Origin of the sequence: Niastella yeongjuensis, from assembly GCF_900110245.1 — a bacterium.
Lineage (GTDB): Bacteria > Bacteroidota > Bacteroidia > Chitinophagales > Chitinophagaceae > Niastella > Niastella yeongjuensis.
This window is the reverse complement of sequence record NZ_FOCZ01000001.1, coordinates 16,926-32,859: the sequence shown is the minus strand read 5'-3', so window position 1 is coordinate 32,859 and position 15,934 is coordinate 16,926. Positions and strand designations below refer to the sequence as shown.

The 15,934-nt window shown below is 44.9% G+C and carries 16 protein-coding genes; all 16 read left to right on the top strand.

Features of this window, described 5'->3' with window-relative positions; translation table 11 throughout:
* Positions 1 to 128 precede the first annotated feature (128 nt).
* A complete protein-coding gene (locus BMX95_RS00165; protein ID WP_081199774.1) occupies positions 129 to 1,061 on the top strand; it encodes a PstS family phosphate ABC transporter substrate-binding protein in 933 nt (310 codons plus the stop codon).
* Between the two features lie 76 nt (positions 1,062 to 1,137).
* Positions 1,138 to 2,829, top strand: a complete 1,692-nt coding sequence (locus tag BMX95_RS00160) for a tetratricopeptide repeat protein (protein ID WP_081199776.1) — start codon at positions 1,138 to 1,140, stop codon at positions 2,827 to 2,829.
* A 146-nt stretch (positions 2,830 to 2,975) separates the two neighbouring features.
* Complete coding sequence (locus BMX95_RS00155; protein ID WP_242673109.1) at positions 2,976 to 3,389, top strand: NADH-quinone oxidoreductase subunit A; 414 nt, start codon at positions 2,976 to 2,978, stop codon at positions 3,387 to 3,389.
* Positions 3,390 to 3,525: 136 nt separating this feature from the next.
* Positions 3,526 to 4,104: an NADH-quinone oxidoreductase subunit B gene (locus tag BMX95_RS00150; RefSeq protein ID WP_081199778.1), complete on the top strand. Its 579-nt coding sequence runs from the start codon at positions 3,526 to 3,528 to the stop codon at positions 4,102 to 4,104.
* A 6-nt stretch (positions 4,105 to 4,110) separates the two neighbouring features.
* Positions 4,111 to 4,614, top strand: a complete 504-nt coding sequence (locus BMX95_RS00145) for an NADH-quinone oxidoreductase subunit C (RefSeq protein ID WP_081199780.1) — start codon at positions 4,111 to 4,113, stop codon at positions 4,612 to 4,614.
* Positions 4,615 to 4,630: 16 nt separating this feature from the next.
* Positions 4,631 to 5,854 carry an NADH-quinone oxidoreductase subunit D gene (locus BMX95_RS00140; protein ID WP_081199782.1) on the top strand — a complete coding sequence of 408 codons (1,224 nt, stop codon included), beginning with the start codon at positions 4,631 to 4,633 and terminating at the stop codon, positions 5,852 to 5,854.
* Positions 5,855 to 5,934: 80 nt separating this feature from the next.
* A complete protein-coding gene (locus tag BMX95_RS00135; protein WP_081199784.1) occupies positions 5,935 to 6,696 on the top strand; it encodes a hypothetical protein in 762 nt (253 codons plus the stop codon).
* Positions 6,697 to 6,716: 20 nt separating this feature from the next.
* Positions 6,717 to 7,217 carry an NADH-quinone oxidoreductase subunit NuoE family protein gene (locus tag BMX95_RS00130; protein WP_081199786.1) on the top strand — a complete coding sequence of 167 codons (501 nt, stop codon included), beginning with the start codon at positions 6,717 to 6,719 and terminating at the stop codon, positions 7,215 to 7,217.
* Between the two features lie 36 nt (positions 7,218 to 7,253).
* Entirely contained in the window at positions 7,254 to 8,618 is a 1,365-nt protein-coding gene (gene nuoF / locus BMX95_RS00125; protein ID WP_081199788.1) for an NADH-quinone oxidoreductase subunit NuoF, read from the top strand.
* Positions 8,619 to 8,657: 39 nt separating this feature from the next.
* On the top strand, positions 8,658 to 9,746 hold the full coding sequence (locus BMX95_RS00120; RefSeq protein ID WP_081199791.1) for an NADH-quinone oxidoreductase subunit G: 1,089 nt from the start codon (positions 8,658 to 8,660) through the stop codon (positions 9,744 to 9,746).
* A gap of 30 nt (positions 9,747 to 9,776) precedes the next feature.
* Positions 9,777 to 10,844, top strand: coding sequence for an NADH-quinone oxidoreductase subunit NuoH (nuoH, locus tag BMX95_RS00115; RefSeq protein ID WP_081199793.1), 1,068 nt, complete (start codon positions 9,777 to 9,779; stop codon positions 10,842 to 10,844).
* Between the two features lie 180 nt (positions 10,845 to 11,024).
* Complete coding sequence (gene nuoI, locus BMX95_RS00110) at positions 11,025 to 11,567, top strand: NADH-quinone oxidoreductase subunit NuoI (protein ID WP_081199795.1); 543 nt, start codon at positions 11,025 to 11,027, stop codon at positions 11,565 to 11,567.
* A gap of 30 nt (positions 11,568 to 11,597) precedes the next feature.
* Positions 11,598 to 12,095, top strand: a complete 498-nt coding sequence (locus BMX95_RS00105; protein ID WP_081199797.1) for an NADH-quinone oxidoreductase subunit J family protein — start codon at positions 11,598 to 11,600, stop codon at positions 12,093 to 12,095.
* A gap of 17 nt (positions 12,096 to 12,112) precedes the next feature.
* A complete protein-coding gene (gene nuoK, locus BMX95_RS00100; protein ID WP_081199799.1) occupies positions 12,113 to 12,442 on the top strand; it encodes an NADH-quinone oxidoreductase subunit NuoK in 330 nt (109 codons plus the stop codon).
* A gap of 45 nt (positions 12,443 to 12,487) precedes the next feature.
* Positions 12,488 to 14,404, top strand: a complete 1,917-nt coding sequence (nuoL, locus tag BMX95_RS00095) for an NADH-quinone oxidoreductase subunit L (protein WP_177193668.1) — start codon at positions 12,488 to 12,490, stop codon at positions 14,402 to 14,404.
* A gap of 51 nt (positions 14,405 to 14,455) precedes the next feature.
* On the top strand, positions 14,456 to 15,922 hold the full coding sequence (locus BMX95_RS00090; RefSeq protein ID WP_081199801.1) for a complex I subunit 4 family protein: 1,467 nt from the start codon (positions 14,456 to 14,458) through the stop codon (positions 15,920 to 15,922).
* Positions 15,923 to 15,934: the final 12 nt, after the last annotated feature.

Here is a 15,934-nt window from a genome sequence, read left to right as displayed (position 1 = left end):
TATCAACGACAGCGGTAGTTAAATGGAAATTGGCAAACTTTACTGGTAGGAACTGTATTAAATTTTCATTAAACAACATGGGTTTAATGCCGTTTCTCCAGGCTTTGATAAACTAAGAAGGTACAAAGATGAAAAGGATAGGGCAAGCTAGAAAGGTATTCCAGGGATTGGTAGGGTTCGTTGGAATTAACTTGTTATTAACCGCATGTAATTCTGGTACAGGCCCCAACAAAGCCCAGGAAACTACAACCAGTGGTACTATCCACATTAGTGTGGATGAAAGTTTTAAACCGGTGATCGACTCTCAGATCGAAGTATTTGAATCGCAACATCCCGAAGCACACATTGTGGTACAATACAAACCGGAGGCGGAATGCCTGCGTGATCTGAATGTTGACAGCATTCGTATGGTTATTGTAACAAGGCCGCTAAGTGAAGCTGAAGAAACTACACTTACCAATAAGTTACAATTCAAACCCGCTTTCGGTCCGCTTGCTTTTGACGGCATTGCGGTGATCGTAAACAACGAGGTTAAGGATACCATGTTCACCATGCAGGACATCCGGTCGATTGCAAAACACACCAGCAATTTTAAATACAAAATGTTGCTGGATGGGAAAACCGCTACCAGCACCGTTCGGTATGTGGTAGATTCCCTGCTCAAGGGACAACCGCTGACAGACAATATCGTGGCGGCGCCAAACACCCAGGGAGTAATCGACTATATTTCTAAAAATCAGGACGCTATCGGTTTACTGGGCGTAAGCTGGATTGGAAATAAAGATGATACCACCCAGCGGAGTTTTCTGAAAAAGGTGAAAATTGCTAAAATCGAGGCGCGGGATGGTACCTATGTTACTCCGGTTCAATATAATATAGCATATGACATTTACCCGATGATCAGACCCCTGTATTATATTTTAAAGGAAAATTTTGATGGGGTTGGCAACGGATTTGCAAACTTTCTTATCTACGAAAAAGGACAGAAAATATTTAATCGGGCATATTTATTGCCTGCGAGAATGCATCTGGAGTCAAGAAATGTGCAAATCAGTAATTAAAACTAATTCACGGATTCCTAATACATTAGTTGTGATTTATTCAAATTTCAAAACACTAAAAAAATAGCGACTTACAATGAGCAAGCGATTCATCAGTTTTGTAACCATGGTTGTACTGGGTAGCAACGTGCTATTTGCCCAGAGTGTGGAACAGGGGCGGAAGTTCTTATATTACGAACGGTACAAAAGCGCCAGAGAAAATTTTGAAAAAGTACTGGCTGCGAATCCGAATAATATCGACGCAACATACTGGTTGGGACAAACCATGCTTGAGCAAAAAGACTCAGTAGCAGCTAAGAATCTGTATCAAAAAGCGCTGCAAACAAATGGTAATGCTCCCCTTATTCTGGTAGGTATGGGTGAAATGGAATTGCGTGAAGGCAAAGCCAACGACGCCCGCCAGCGTTTTGAAACTGCCATCTCTTTAACTAAAGGAAAAGATGTAGAGGTTTTTAACGCCATTGGCCGTGCAAACGTTGATGCCAAAGCGGGTGATGCTACCTATGCCGTTGAGAAGCTGAACCAGGCTACTCAGGTAAAAGGCTTTACCAGTGCCGAGACCTATATCATTATGGGTGACGCTTATCGTAAATTGATTGATGGTGGAAATGCCATTCAGTCTTACAACAAAGCACTCGGTCTCGATCCTAAAATGGCTGCAGCCAAACATAAGATCGGTAAAATTTACCTGACCCAAAAGAATACCGAACTTTTCCTGCAGAACTTTGATGACGCTTTAAAGCTCGATGCAGCTTATGCGCCTACTTATTATGAATTATTCTACTACTGGTACTTTAAAGATGTAAATAAAGCAGCTCCTTACCTGGAAAGCTTTGCTTCCAATACTGATCAGGGACCTGAACTGGAGTATACTAAAACCGACTTCCTGTTTGCATCTGGTAAATTTGCTGAAGCAAGAGATAAATCAAAAAGCCTGATCACCCAGTATGGCGATAAGGTGGCTCCCCGTATGTATAAACAAGTGGCTTACGCTTGCGATACGCTGAAGGACCTTTCCTGCGCGAATCAATACATGGCTGATTACTTCGCTAAACAAAACCCGGATGATGTGGTGTCTGCCGACTACGAAGAGCTGGCAAACCTGAACCTGCAAACTGCCGGCCAGGAACCCCAGGCTTTTGTAAACCTGCAAAAAGCGGTTGATAAAGACACAGTTGTAGACAATAAAGTAAAATACATCAATAAAGCGGCTGCACTTGCTAAAAAACTAGGCGACCGTAAACAGGAAGCCAACTGGCTGGGTGTGGCTTACAACCTGAAAGCCAATCCAACCCAAACCGACCTTTACAACTGGGGTATGGCCCACTATCAGGCTGGTAATTATACTACTGCCGACAGCCTTTTCTGTAATGTTTATCAGGGCAAATATCCCGACCAGATCTATGGTTATCTGTGGTGCGCCAGAGCTATCCAGGCCGAGGACACTACCATGCAGAACGATAAATTTGCACCTGCACAGGAAAAGCTGGCGGAAATGGCTATGAAGCTTGATTCTACCAAATATAAAACACAGGCAATAGGCGCTTTGGCTGCTTTGACTTCATATTATAATGACGTTAAAAAAGACCCCAAAACGGCTTTAAGCTATATTGACCGCATTCTGGCGATTGAGCCAACCAATGCATTTGCAAACCAGGTGAAGCCTATTTTGCAAAAAGCCAGTACAAAACCTGCAGCTGCCCCTGCACCCAAAAAGTCAGGTACCGGCACTACAACCAGCAAATCTGGCGCAGCGGCCAAAAAATAACGGTTAACAAACCGTAAACAAACAAGTAAACGCATCATATTCAGTCCCCTGTCAATAAAATTTGGCAGGGGATTTTTATTTTAATCCATGATAAAGTTGAAAATATAAAACCCTGTCTTATTTTTGCGCCTAAACCAAAACGGGTTATGAATATGTACCTGTTACAAGTCTCCAATACCGCCGTTACCCACGATCCCGACAGTTCCTTCTGGTATCTTCCTATTGCTATTCAATTAATTTTCGCAATCATCTTTGTTGCTGGTATGATGGGGGTGACCCACTGGCTGGGGCCCAAACGTAATACCTCCGATAAGCTGGAAACTTTTGCCAGTGGTATTAAAAGTCATGGTGATGCCCGTCAGCCCATGGCCATTAAATACTTCCTGGTGGCGATCTTATTTGTGCTGTTCGATGTGGAAGTGATCTTTTTCTATCCCTACGCAGTAAATTTTAAAGCTTTGGGATGGAGTGGCTTTGGCGCAGTATTGATGTTCATTGCATTTTTTCTGTGTGGCTTTATATACATTATCAAGAAAGGAGCGTTAAAGTGGGAAGATTAAACCCATGTGAATGTGAAAATTAGCAACTGAGGAGTTTTTTCATTCCGGTAAAAGGCAACCTAAACAATCGTTAGTTGTTATTACAGAAAGAAAACGCTTACACATTTGCTAATTAGCTAATTTTCAAATTTTAATTATGGCACGTCCTGTTCAATATAATATTTACGGTCAAACCGATGTGAAACTGGTTAAGGAAGGTCCTGAGGGGTATATGGGCGAGGGTTTCTATGGCACCAAGCTCGACCAGGTGGTTGGCCTGGCCCGTAAGAACTCTATCTGGCCTTTACCTTTTGCTACTTCCTGTTGTGGAATTGAATTTATGGCTACTATGGGTTCGCACTATGACCTGGCCCGCTTTGGTTCAGAGCGTGTGGGGTTTTCTCCCCGTCAGTGCGATCTGTTGATGGTGATGGGTACCATTGCTAAAAAAATGGCCCCCGTTGTAAAACAGGTATATTTGCAGATGGCAGAACCCCGTTGGGTGCTGGCCATGGGTGCCTGCGCCAGCAGTGGCGGCATCTTCGATACCTACAGCGTTTTGCAAGGTATTGACCAGATCATTCCTGTGGATGTATACATACCTGGTTGCCCGCCCCGGCCGGAAGCAGTTATCGATGGTATCCTGAAAGTGCAGGACCTCATAGGCAAGGAAAGCTTACGCAGACGTAATAGCGATAAGTATAAACAATTAATGGAGAGCTACGGCATTCAATAAACAGACATGGCTTTAACGAACGAATATATCAAACAGCGGTTAACTGAAAAGTTTGGCGATCAGGTTCAGAACTTTCAGGAGCCCTATGGCATGCTCACTTTCGAAGCGCCCAAAGACCTCAATCTGAAAGTGCTTCAGTTCTTATTCGATGAGGATGCACTGGCTTTCCGGTTTATGACCGACTTGCAGGCTGTTCACTATCCCGATAACAAAGGACGTGAGCTGGCGGTAGTATATCACCTGCATAGCCTTACTGAAAATGTGCGCATTCGGTTTAAAGTGTTTACGGATATTCAAACGCCTGATGTTTTCAGCGCTACTGCGTTGTTTTCTGCGGCTAACTGGATGGAAAGGGAAACCTATGATTTTTACGGCGTAAACTTTATAGGCCATCCTAACCTGAAACGGATCCTGAATGTGGATGAAATGGATTATTTCCCCATGCGTAAGGAATTTCCGTTAGAAGAGCAAACCCGTGTTGATAAGGATGACGATATGTTTGGACGTTAATTATCGAATTTAATTTATGAGCGATCATCATATAAAATTACCCGAAGGCTCCATCGAGAAGCAGACCACAACCCTGAATCTGGGGCCTACACATCCGGCTACCCATGGTGTATTCCAAAATATCCTTGAACTGGATGGCGAACGCATCATCTCAGCCGAACAAACCGTAGGTTATATTCACCGTGCGTTTGAAAAGATTGCCGAGCGCAGACCGCTTTATCAGATCACCCCGCTTACCGACCGGTTAAACTATTGTTCAGCTCCCATCAACAACATGGGCTGGCACCTGACCTGCGAGAAATTGCTGGGTGTTAAAACTCCCAAACGGGTCGATTACCTGCGCATCATCATCATGGAACTGGCACGTATATCCGATCACCTCATTTGCAACTCAATTGTAGGTGTTGATACGGGTGCATATACTGGCTTTTTGTACGTGATGCAATACCGCGAACTTATTTACGAAATATACGAGGAAATATGTGGTTCCCGCCTTACTACCAATATTGGTCGTATCGGCGGTTTTGAAAGGAACTTCTCCAATACTGCTTTTGAGAAGATCGAAAAATTCCTGGCCGAATACCCCAAAGTATTACAGGAGTTCGAGAACCTGTTCACCCGCAACCGCATCTTCATGGAACGTACCATTGGCTGTGGACCTATCAGTGCCGAAAGAGCGCTGAACTATGGTTTCACCGGGCCAAACCTGCGCGCTGCAGGCGTTGATTATGATGTACGGGTGCATACTCCCTACAGCAGCTACGAAGATTTTGAATTTGAAATACCTGTTGGCAACACCGGCGACTGTTACGACCGTTACCTGGTGCGTAACGGCGAAATGTGGCAATCCCTCCGCATCATTGAGCAAGCAATGCGCAAGCTGAGCCAGTTCAAAGGAAAAGATGCCGAGATTTTCCACGCCGATGTACCGGAATACTATCTGCCCGAGAAGAAAGATGTATATACGAAGATGGAAGCGCTGATCTGGCACTTCAAGATCATCATGGGTGAAATTGATATGCCTGCCGGTGAAGTATACCAATCGGTTGAAGGCGGCAACGGCGAATTAGGCTATTACCTGATCACCGATGGTGGACGTACCCCTTACCGGTTACACTTCCGTCGTCCGTGTTTTATATATTACCAGGCATATGAAGAACTGACAAAAGGTTCTATGCTCAGTGATGCGATCATTGTAATGAGTAGCCTGAACCTGATTGCAGGGGAAATGGATGCTTAGTAGTAAAATCAGGCAACGTAAAGGAAAAGTAATCGACGATCATTTGCCTGTTTACTACAATTTTAAAGCTATTCAATTCTATGAAAAGGATCTTTGTAAAAGTTCTTTGTTTTTTGTTGATCGTTCAACATGGGTATACTCAGTTAAGCTCTGATAAAAGCGGCGCCATTACGTATAACAACAATGCAATTGCAGATGTAATCAAATATGGTGGCAATGCAAGCGTACGGCCTAAATTCTGGGTGATAAGCACTGCAAATGACACGGTATTGCACATCAACTTTAAGAAGGAGTTTGATTCTGACTGGATGCAGTTTGAATTCAGGAAAGCGGCAAAGGTGGTTGAAATAAATACCGGAGAGATCATTAAAGGGCTGAATTATCGCAAGAACATTGCCAGCTTTTTATTAGCGAATAACCTGATTACACCCGAAGGAAAGATTTGTGATACGGCATTTGAACGGTTTGTCGGTAACCATACCGAAAACCTTACTGAGAAGTACCACAAACAGAACGAGTTTAACTATAAAATGGCAGCTGCCAGATTCGACTATTTTACAGAGGATGGCCGGCTGGTTGTAAATAGTAACGTGGTGGGATATGCAACGGCTCCCGCAAAACAGGGCGTTTTGATAAGGGGTATTGTTCTGTACGATCTTAATAAGAACGTAATAGCAAGAGGAGAGCGGTTTTCATTTGGCGATGTAACCCTGAAACTCATCGATGGAAAGGAGATAAATGTGAAAGCCTCTGATGGGAACACGATGGACAATTATAATCAGATCAGGTTTTTTCAGATTTTACTTAGGGAGTTGTGCAGAATTGGATTCTATCCATTTTAACAAGAGATAATTTTAAATAAATGGCTCAATTTTCTGACGAGAAATTAAAAAAAGTAAACGAGATCATCGCACGCTATCCTGCCGGAAAGCAAAAAAGTGCCCTGATACCCGTATTGCATGTTGCACAGGAAGAATTTGGTGGCTGGTTGAGTTCAGAAACCATGGATTATGTGGCTTCCTTACTCAAATTAGAACCGATTGAGGTGTATGAAGTAGCTACGTTTTATTCTATGTACAACCTGAAACCGGTAGGTAAATATGTGTTTGAAGTTTGCCAAACCGGTCCCTGTATGATAAATGGCAGCGACGAGATCATTGAATATATAAAAGACAAACTGGGTATTAAGGTTGGCGAAACAACCGCTGATGGGTTGTTCACATTGAAAACAGTTGAGTGCCTGGGCGCCTGTGGGTACGCACCCATGATGCAATTGGGCAAACATTACCGCGAGCACCTGACCAAAGAGAAGATCGATGCGATCATAAATGAGTGCGAAAGAAACGCTGTGACGAATAATTAAAAAACCTGACAGCATAATTGCTGAAAGTCATATAGAATGGGAAGAAAATTATTATTAGAAAAAGCGCATGTTCCGGGTATCCGTAATTACGATGTTTACCGTCGTGAAGGCGGATATCGCAGTGTAGAAAAAGCGTTCAAGACCATGAGTCCCGACCAGGTAACCGAAGAAGTAAAGAAAAGTGGTTTACGGGGCCGCGGCGGCGCTGGTTTCCCTGCTGGTATGAAATGGAGCTTTCTGGCCAAACCTGAAGGCGTTCCCCGTTACCTCGTTTGCAATGCGGATGAGTCTGAGCCTGGTACTTTCAAGGATCGTTACCTGATGGAATTTATTCCGCATTTGCTGATAGAAGGATTGATCGTTTCCTCCTATGCGTTAGGTTCAAACAAAACATTTATATATATCCGCGGTGAATACGCGTGGATCGTTGATATACTGGAACAGGCCATTGCTGAAGCCAAAAACAATGGCTTCCTGGGTAAGAACATCCTGGGCACTGGCTTCGACCTGGACATTTATGTGCAACGCGGGGCCGGCGCCTATATCTGCGGTGAAGAAACAGCTTTGCTGGAATCACTGGAAGGTAAAAGAGGTAACCCCCGGATCAAACCACCGTTCCCGGCTGTAAAAGGTTTGTGGGACTGCCCTACGGTGGTGAACAACGTGGAAACAATTGCCGCAGTAGTTCCCATCATCAACATCACCGGTGAAGAATACGCCAAGATCGGTGTTGGTAAATCAACCGGTACCAAGTTGATCTCCGCCTGCGGTAACATCAACAAACCGGGTGTGTATGAAATAGACATGACCATTTCGGTGGAAGAGTTTATATACAGCGATGAATATTGTGGTGGTATAGCCCATGGCAAACGTCTGAAGGCCTGTATCCCCGGTGGTTCATCAGTGCCCATTCTGCCTGCCAACCTGTTGCTGAAAACGGCCAAAGGCGAAAACCGCATGATGAACTATGAAAGTTTATCAGACGGTGGTTTTGCCACTGGTACCATGATGGGTTCCGGTGGTTTCATTGTGCTGGATGAAGACCAGTGCGTGGTTCGTAATACGTTGACCCTGGCGCGTTTTTACCGCCATGAAAGCTGCGGTCAATGCTCCCCCTGCCGTGAAGGAACCGGATGGATGGAAAAGATCCTGAAGAACATCGAGTACGGAAAAGGCAAGAAGAGCGACATCGATCTGTTGTGGGATATTCAACGCAAAATAGAAGGTAATACTATTTGTCCTTTAGGGGATGCCGCCGCCTGGCCGGTAGCTGCTGCTATTCGTCACTTCAGAGATGAGTTTGAGTGGCACGTGCAATACCCGAACGCGGCACAGAACAGGAATTATGGTTTGGCGCATTATGCCGATCCGTTGCCAGTGGCGAGTGCTCCTAAAGCGTAATAAATCTAAAAAAATTAAATCCTCCTTGGGGGTTAATATATGGCTGAAGAAAAAAAGTTATTTAAGGTTACCATCGATAACATCACCGTTGAGGTGGAACCAGGTACCAGTATCCTGAATGCAGCCCGCATGATTGGTGGTGAAGTAGCGCCGCCTGCCATGTGTTACTATAGTAAACTGAAAGGTAGTGGCGGTAAATGCCGTACCTGTTTGGTGGAAGTAGCAGCAGGCTCAACAGCTGATCCGCGCCCGATGCCAAAACTGGTAGCCAGTTGCCGTACCAATGTAATGGATGGCATGATCGTAAAGAACATTACCAGTGAACGTGTACAGGATGCCAGAAAAGGGGTAGTGGAAATGTTACTTATTAACCACCCGCTTGATTGTCCTGTTTGCGACCAGGCCGGTGAGTGCCACCTGCAGGACCTGAGCTATGAGCATGGTGCTGAAGGAACCCGTTACGAATTCCCACGCCGTACATTCGAGAAACATAACCTGGGGCCCTATATTCAACTGCACATGACGCGCTGCATCCTGTGTTACCGTTGTGTATTTACTGCCGACCAGCTTACCAATAAACGCGTGCATGGTGTATTAGACCGTGGCGACCACGCTGAAATTGCTACTTATATCGAGAAAGCGCTCGATAACGACTTTATCGGAAATGTAATTGACGTTTGTCCGGTAGGCGCTTTAACCGATAAAACCTTCCGCTTCAAAAACCGCGTATGGTTCCTGAAACCGGAAGATGCACACCGGGATTGCCCCAAGTGTTCTGGTAAAGTAACATTGTGGTACCGGGGTGATGAAGTATTCCGTGTTACCGGCCGTAAAGACGAGTGGGGCGAACTGCACGACTGGATCTGTAACGACTGCCGTTTCGAGAAAAAGAAAACAAGCGACTGGGTGATCGATGGCCCAACCAAAGTAAGCCGTCATTCGGTGATCAGTGCCAACCACTACGTTGATACTGTGAAACCACATGAAGCCTTACCCGAAGTAATGGGTGGCCGTAACCCGCGTTTGCTGATGGATATTCATGATGTGAGTGAAGTGAACAAGCCGAATATCGATCTGTCGAAGATACCGGGCCCGGCGCATTCGAACGACTTTAAGAAGAAGGATTAGAACACAAAGTTGACTACATAAAATAATAAAATGCATTCTGCTTTATTAGCTATTGACTTGTTTTTAGTGATTGAGAAGCTGGTACTCATCATAGCCATTGTTTCCATTTCATTGGTAATAGCCATGTATGAAACATATGCCGAACGTAAAGTAGCTGCTTTTATCCAGGACCGAAAAGGCCCTAACCGTGCCGGACCGTTTGGTATTTTACAACCACTGGCCGACGGGTTAAAGCTGTTCATGAAAGAGGAGATCATTCCTAACACGTCAAACCGTTTGCTGTTCATTTTAGGTCCCTGTCTGGCAATGATGGCCGCCATGATGACATCGGCTGTTATTCCCTGGGGTGGCACACTGAATGTATTTGGCCGACCTGTAACCCTGCAGATCGCAGATATCAATATTGGCATCCTGTACGTGTTTGGTGTAGTGAGCATGGGTGTATATGGTATCATGATCGGAGGCTGGGCTTCCAACAACAAGTTCTCGCTGATGGCTGCATTACGCGGCGCCTCACAGGTGATCAGTTATGAATTGCCCATGGGCCTGTCGCTGATTGCCCTGCTGATGTTGACCGGTTCTTTAAAAATGAGTGAGATCGTTGCCCAACAGATGGATGGCTGGTGGAATATCATTTACCAACCGCTGGGCTTCTTTATATTCCTGGTATGTGCGTTTGCAGAATGTAACCGTACCCCATTCGACTTACCTGAAGCGGAGAACGAATTGAACTTTGGATACCACCAGGAGTACTCTTCCATGAAACTGGGTTTTTACCTGTTTGCTGAATACATCAATATGTTTATCAGCAGTGTGGTAATGGCAACCCTGTTCTTTGGCGGGTATGATGTTCCTTTCTTTAACGATGCCGCCCACGCTGACTGGGGCAATTGGCTCGTAGCTTTACAGGGAGCCGTGTTATTGATAAAAGTATGTTTCTTCATATTCCTGTTTATGTGGGTGCGCTGGACCATCCCGCGCTTCCGTTACGACCAGTTGATGAATTTGGGCTGGAAGGGTTTGATTCCTTTGAGTCTTTTCAACATGGTGGTTACCGCTGCTTTTGTATTGTGGAAAAGCAACGGCTATAAGTTTTAAGGGCCGGATTTAATTGGAGTATTGAAGGGAGAAAAATACTTTTGCGGCTAAATGAGATTTGTGATGTTGACTTCGTGTATAAAACTCTAAGGCCTCCCCCGACCCCCTCCAGTGGAGGGGGAGATGAATGTCAGGAATTTTGTGATTTGAAATTTGAGATTTTGATTTAACTAGTTAATAATGCAAGCATTAACAAACAGAGCCAAAGCAGTTGACCGGAAGCCGCTGTCGCTGGTAGAGAAACTCTACGTAGTGAACATTGCCAAGGGCATGATGATCACTTTGGGCCACTTCTTTAAAAAGAAAGCAACCATCAGTTATCCTGAGGAGAAACGTCCGTTTAGCCCGGTATTTCGTGGGTTGCACATCCTGAACCGCGATGAAGAAGGTCGCGAGCGTTGCACCGCCTGTGGTTTGTGTGCATTGGCCTGTCCGGCTGAAGCCATTACCATGGAAGCTGCAGAACGTTTACCAGGAGAAGAGAACCTGTATCGGGAAGAGAAATATGCTGCCAAATACGAGATCAACATGCTGCGGTGTATTTTCTGTGGTTTGTGTGAAGAAGCCTGTCCGAAAGACGCTGTGTATTTAAGTGAAACCTTTGCGCCTTCGAATTATCAGCGTAAAGGGTTTATATATGGCAAGCAGGATCTTTTGATCCCCAGTCCAAAAGAAAATCCCGGTGAATACCAGAAAGCGATAGGTAACCGGAAAGCAAACTAAGAACAGCCCAAACAACAGAACAAAGCTGCAATGGATATATCACAAATATTATTTTATGCTTTAAGTGCGCTGGCTCTAGGTAGCGCCATTATGGTGGTGATCAGTCGTAACCCGGTACACAGCGTATTGTGGCTCATCATTACCTTCTTTGCCATTTCAGGCCATTATATTTTAATGAATGCCCAGTTTCTGGGTATCGTAAACCTGATCGTGTATGCAGGTGCCATCATGGTACTGTTCCTGTTCGTGATCATGTTAATGAACCTGAATGCAGAAACCGAACCACAAAAGAACAAATGGCTAAAGCTGGCCGGTGTGGTAGCAGGCGGATGTTTGCTGCTGGTAATGGTTGCAGCCTTAAAACAGGCTGAAGTAAAAGGTCAGGTAGCTATGCTGGGAACCGGTGACATTGGTTTGATCAAGAACCTGGGTCAGGCCCTGTTCACTGATTATGTTGTACCTTTTGAGATCAGCAGCGTCCTGTTTTTAAGTGCAATGGTGGGAGCTGTAGTTATTGGTAAGAAGTAATTTAATAAAAGAGATTTATGTTAATTGAAAGATATATCTACCTGGCTATTGCCCTTTTTTGTATCGGCATTGTAGGGGTACTTGCCCGCCGGAATGCCATCATCATTTTCATGTGCATTGAGCTGATGCTGAATGCTGTGAACCTGTTGCTGGTTGCATTTTCAAAAATGCATTATGCGGTAGGGGTGGCCAAAAACGCTACAGCCGGTATCGACGGTCAGTTATTCGTATTCTTTATTATGGTAGTGGCGGCAGCGGAAGTAAGCGTGGGCCTGGCCATTATTGTGATGATGTATCGCAATACACACTCGGTAGATGTTAATTTTTTAAACAGGTTAAAACACTAAAACGCTTAACGCGCAACGCCGCGTGTAGCGTTCAGCTTAAACTGTATGAACAACGTGTTACACTTAGTTTGGTTGGTTCCCTTTTTTCCACTGGTAGGTTTTCTGATCACGGGTTTACTCAGAAAACAACTCTCCAAACCGTTAACCACTATTATTGGAAGCGGTATGGTATTGGCCTCGTTTATTGTGAGTGTGCTGCTTTTTACCGAGGTAAAAAACGGGAACACCTATGTAGCCAACCTGTTTGATTTTATCAGCTACGGTACTTTATCAATTCCCTTCGCATTTCAAATAGACCAGCTCTCGTCGCTCTTTTTGCTGATCATTACCGGTATAGGATTCCTGATACATTTGTATTCGTCATCCTATATGCATGAAGAGAACAATGAGCACTTCGGCCGGTTCTTCTCTTACCTGAACCTGTTCGTGTTCTCCATGTTGCTGCTCGTTCTGGGCGCCAACTATGTGATCATGTTCATTGGCTGGGAAGGTGTTGGTTTGTGTTCTTATCTGCTCATTGGTTACTGGTTCAAGAACATTGAATATGGTAATGCGGCCAAAAAGGCCTTTATCATGAACCGGATCGGTGACCTTGGTTTTTTGATCGCCATCTTCTGGCTGATTGCTAAACTGGGCACTGTGACATATACTACACACGACGGTGGTGGAGTGTTTGATCTGTATCAAAAATTAACAAGAACTGATGTTATCGGTATTACCATGCTGCTGTTTGTAGGGGCTACCGGTAAAAGTGCACAGATCCCTTTATATACCTGGCTGCCTGATGCGATGGCGGGTCCAACCCCGGTTTCGGCGTTGATCCACGCCGCTACGATGGTAACAGCCGGTATTTATATGATTGCGCGCAGCAACATTTTATATACCATGGCGCCAGAAACCCAAAGTGTGGTGGCTGCTATTGGTTTGGCAACAGCCTTGTTTGCGGCTACCATCGCCATCAAACAAAACGATATTAAAAAAGTACTGGCTTATAGTACGGTGAGCCAGTTAGGTTATATGTTCCTGGGTTTGGGTGTGGGCGCTTATACCGGCGCGGTGTTCCATGTAATGACGCACGCCTTCTTTAAAGCCCTGTTGTTCCTGGGTGCGGGTTCTGTAATTCATGCCATGCACCATGAGCAGGACATTCGTAAAATGGGTGGTTTGGCAAAGAAACTGCCTATCACACACATCACCTTCCTGATCGGTTGTATTGCCATTGCCGGTATTCCTCCGTTCAGTGGTTTCTTCTCGAAAGATGAAATATTAGCATTCGCATACGCCAAAGATCCCCTGTATTATTACCTGGGTGTTGCCGGCGCAGCTATGACTGCTTTTTATATGTTCCGTTTATATGCTACTACGTTCCGGGGTACATTCCGTGGAACAGAAGAGCAAAAACATCACCTGCATGAAAGTCCTGCTGCCATGACCATTCCTTTGATCGTGCTGGCAATTCTGGCTGCAGTAGGTGGGTTGATCGGTATTCCTGAATCGTTGGTGCCGGATGCACACAAACTGGAACATTTCCTGGAACCGATCTTTGCGAAATCGAATGAGATCAAAATGGCCGCGCTGCCTGAGCATCATACTGAGATCAACCTGATGGTTATTTCTGTAGCGCTGGCATTGGCGATGATCATCTTTGCATGGGTTAGATACAGCAAAAAGCCTGAACTCAATGAGCCTGCAGGTTTTGGAAAAGTACTGGCCGACAAATGGTACATCGACGAATTATACAATTATGCAGTTGTAAAACCATTGCAATGGCTGGCCCGGTTCATGAACAGCTTCTTTGAGAAAAAAGTGGTGGATGGCATTGTAAATGGCGTTGGCCGTATGGTGACTTACACCAGCCGCCAGGTTCGCCTGTTGCAAAGTGGTTTGGTGGGCAATTATGTGTTGTTGATGGTGCTGAGCATGCTGGCCCTGTTTGTAGTGAAATTCTTTATTAAGAAATAAGAAGTTAGCAAGTAGAGATAAAATCCATAAATCAGAAATCAAGAAATTATAATGGTACCTGTATTGCTGATAGTTATTCCGTTGGTGAGTGGTTTGCTTGGATTCCTGATAAAACAGGAAAAGAACGCAAAAGTATGGTCATTGTTAACATCCATTATTACCATGGTTGTTTCCATACTGGGCATTGCTGTGTTACACAAACCTGAATACCTGCAAGCCGATGTGGCATGGTTACCCGATCTGGGCAGCCGGTTCTCACTTACCATGGATGGTATGAGCAAGATGTTGTGTTTGTTAACCGGTTTGGCTTATCCCGGTATTTTCATCGCAACCTGGAACTCTACTTACAAAAATGGTTATCAGTTTTACGCCCTGATGCTGTTGATGCAAACCGGTTTAATGGGTGTGTTTGTAGCTTCTGATGCTTTATTATTCTACTTCTTCTGGGAACTGGCCCTTATACCTGCTTACTTCCTGTGTTCTATCTGGGGTGGCGAAAGAAGAGTGGCGGTTACCTTCAAATTCTTTATTTACACGTTTGTAGGCTCTTTGCTGATGTTGGTGGCAATCATCTGGGTATACTTTCATACCCCTGATCACTCATTTGCCATGAGCTCCTTTTACAAAGTGAACCTGCCCGGCAGCACCCAGGGCTGGTTATTCTGGCTGTTCTTCCTGGCTTTTGCCATCAAAATACCTTTGTTCCCCTTCCATACCTGGCAGCCAGATACCTATGAGCAATCGCCCACAGCGGTTACTATGGTATTGAGCGGCATCATGGTTAAGATGGGGGTTTTTGGCATTCTGCGCTGGTTAGCTCCTGTAGTTCCCGTTGGTTTGTGGGGCTATGGTGATCCCGCCGCTTCTATGTGTGTGATCGGGATGATCTATGGTTCTATTGTAGCCATGCAGCAGGATGACCTGAAACGTTTTGTAGCCTATTCTTCCATTGCCCACATGGGTTTGATGGGACTGGCCATATTTGTTACCTCTTCAATTGGTATCCAGGGTGTAATGATCCAAATGTTCGCCCATGGTATCAATATCATCGGACTGTGGATTGTGGTAGAACTGATCGAGCGTCAGTTCCACACCCGTAAAATGTCTGAACTGGGTGGGCTGGCACAAAAGGCGCCCTCGCTGGCCATTATGCTGGTGGTGGTATCGCTGGCTAATGTGGCCCTGCCGCTTACCAATGCCTTTATTGGTGAGTTCATGATGTTCAATGGTGTGTTCGGATCAAAAGCCTCTAACTATCATTATATCTTTATGGTAGTGGGTGGTCTCAGCATCATTCTGTCGGCCGTATATACTTTAAATATGTTACAGAAAGTATTGTTTGGCAACACCAGTCCATTAACTGCAAATGCTCTTGATTTAAAGATCAATGAGAAATTTGTGCTGGCTGTGCTGCTGATCGGCATTGTAGTAATGGGTGTTTATCCCAAGCCTATGATTGAAGCAACAAGGCATGCGGTAGATGCCATTTACTCAAAAATGTTTGTCAAATTACCATAAGCGAACGTATAG

Excerpts from the sequence above, each read along its gene's own strand:
- BMX95_RS00105 (WP_081199797.1), top strand. The coding sequence starts at position 11,598 with ATGGATATATCACAAATATTATTTTATGCTTTAAGTGCGCTGGCTCTA.
- nuoF (WP_081199788.1), top strand. The coding sequence starts at position 7,254 with ATGGGAAGAAAATTATTATTAGAAAAAGCGCATGTTCCGGGTATCCGT.
- nuoI (WP_081199795.1), top strand. The coding sequence starts at position 11,025 with ATGCAAGCATTAACAAACAGAGCCAAAGCAGTTGACCGGAAGCCGCTG.
- BMX95_RS00130 (WP_081199786.1), top strand. The coding sequence starts at position 6,717 with ATGGCTCAATTTTCTGACGAGAAATTAAAAAAAGTAAACGAGATCATC.
- BMX95_RS00155 (WP_242673109.1), top strand. The coding sequence starts at position 2,976 with ATGAATATGTACCTGTTACAAGTCTCCAATACCGCCGTTACCCACGAT.
- BMX95_RS00145 (WP_081199780.1), top strand. The coding sequence starts at position 4,111 with ATGGCTTTAACGAACGAATATATCAAACAGCGGTTAACTGAAAAGTTT.
- nuoL (WP_177193668.1), top strand. The coding sequence starts at position 12,488 with ATGAACAACGTGTTACACTTAGTTTGGTTGGTTCCCTTTTTTCCACTG.
- BMX95_RS00140 (WP_081199782.1), top strand. The coding sequence starts at position 4,631 with ATGAGCGATCATCATATAAAATTACCCGAAGGCTCCATCGAGAAGCAG.
- nuoK (WP_081199799.1), top strand. The coding sequence starts at position 12,113 with ATGTTAATTGAAAGATATATCTACCTGGCTATTGCCCTTTTTTGTATC.
- BMX95_RS00165 (WP_081199774.1), top strand. The coding sequence starts at position 129 with ATGAAAAGGATAGGGCAAGCTAGAAAGGTATTCCAGGGATTGGTAGGG.
- BMX95_RS00160 (WP_081199776.1), top strand. The coding sequence starts at position 1,138 with ATGAGCAAGCGATTCATCAGTTTTGTAACCATGGTTGTACTGGGTAGC.
- BMX95_RS00090 (WP_081199801.1), top strand. The coding sequence starts at position 14,456 with ATGGTACCTGTATTGCTGATAGTTATTCCGTTGGTGAGTGGTTTGCTT.
- BMX95_RS00150 (WP_081199778.1), top strand. The coding sequence starts at position 3,526 with ATGGCACGTCCTGTTCAATATAATATTTACGGTCAAACCGATGTGAAA.
- nuoH (WP_081199793.1), top strand. The coding sequence starts at position 9,777 with ATGCATTCTGCTTTATTAGCTATTGACTTGTTTTTAGTGATTGAGAAG.
- BMX95_RS00120 (WP_081199791.1), top strand. The coding sequence starts at position 8,658 with ATGGCTGAAGAAAAAAAGTTATTTAAGGTTACCATCGATAACATCACC.
- BMX95_RS00135 (WP_081199784.1), top strand. The coding sequence starts at position 5,935 with ATGAAAAGGATCTTTGTAAAAGTTCTTTGTTTTTTGTTGATCGTTCAA.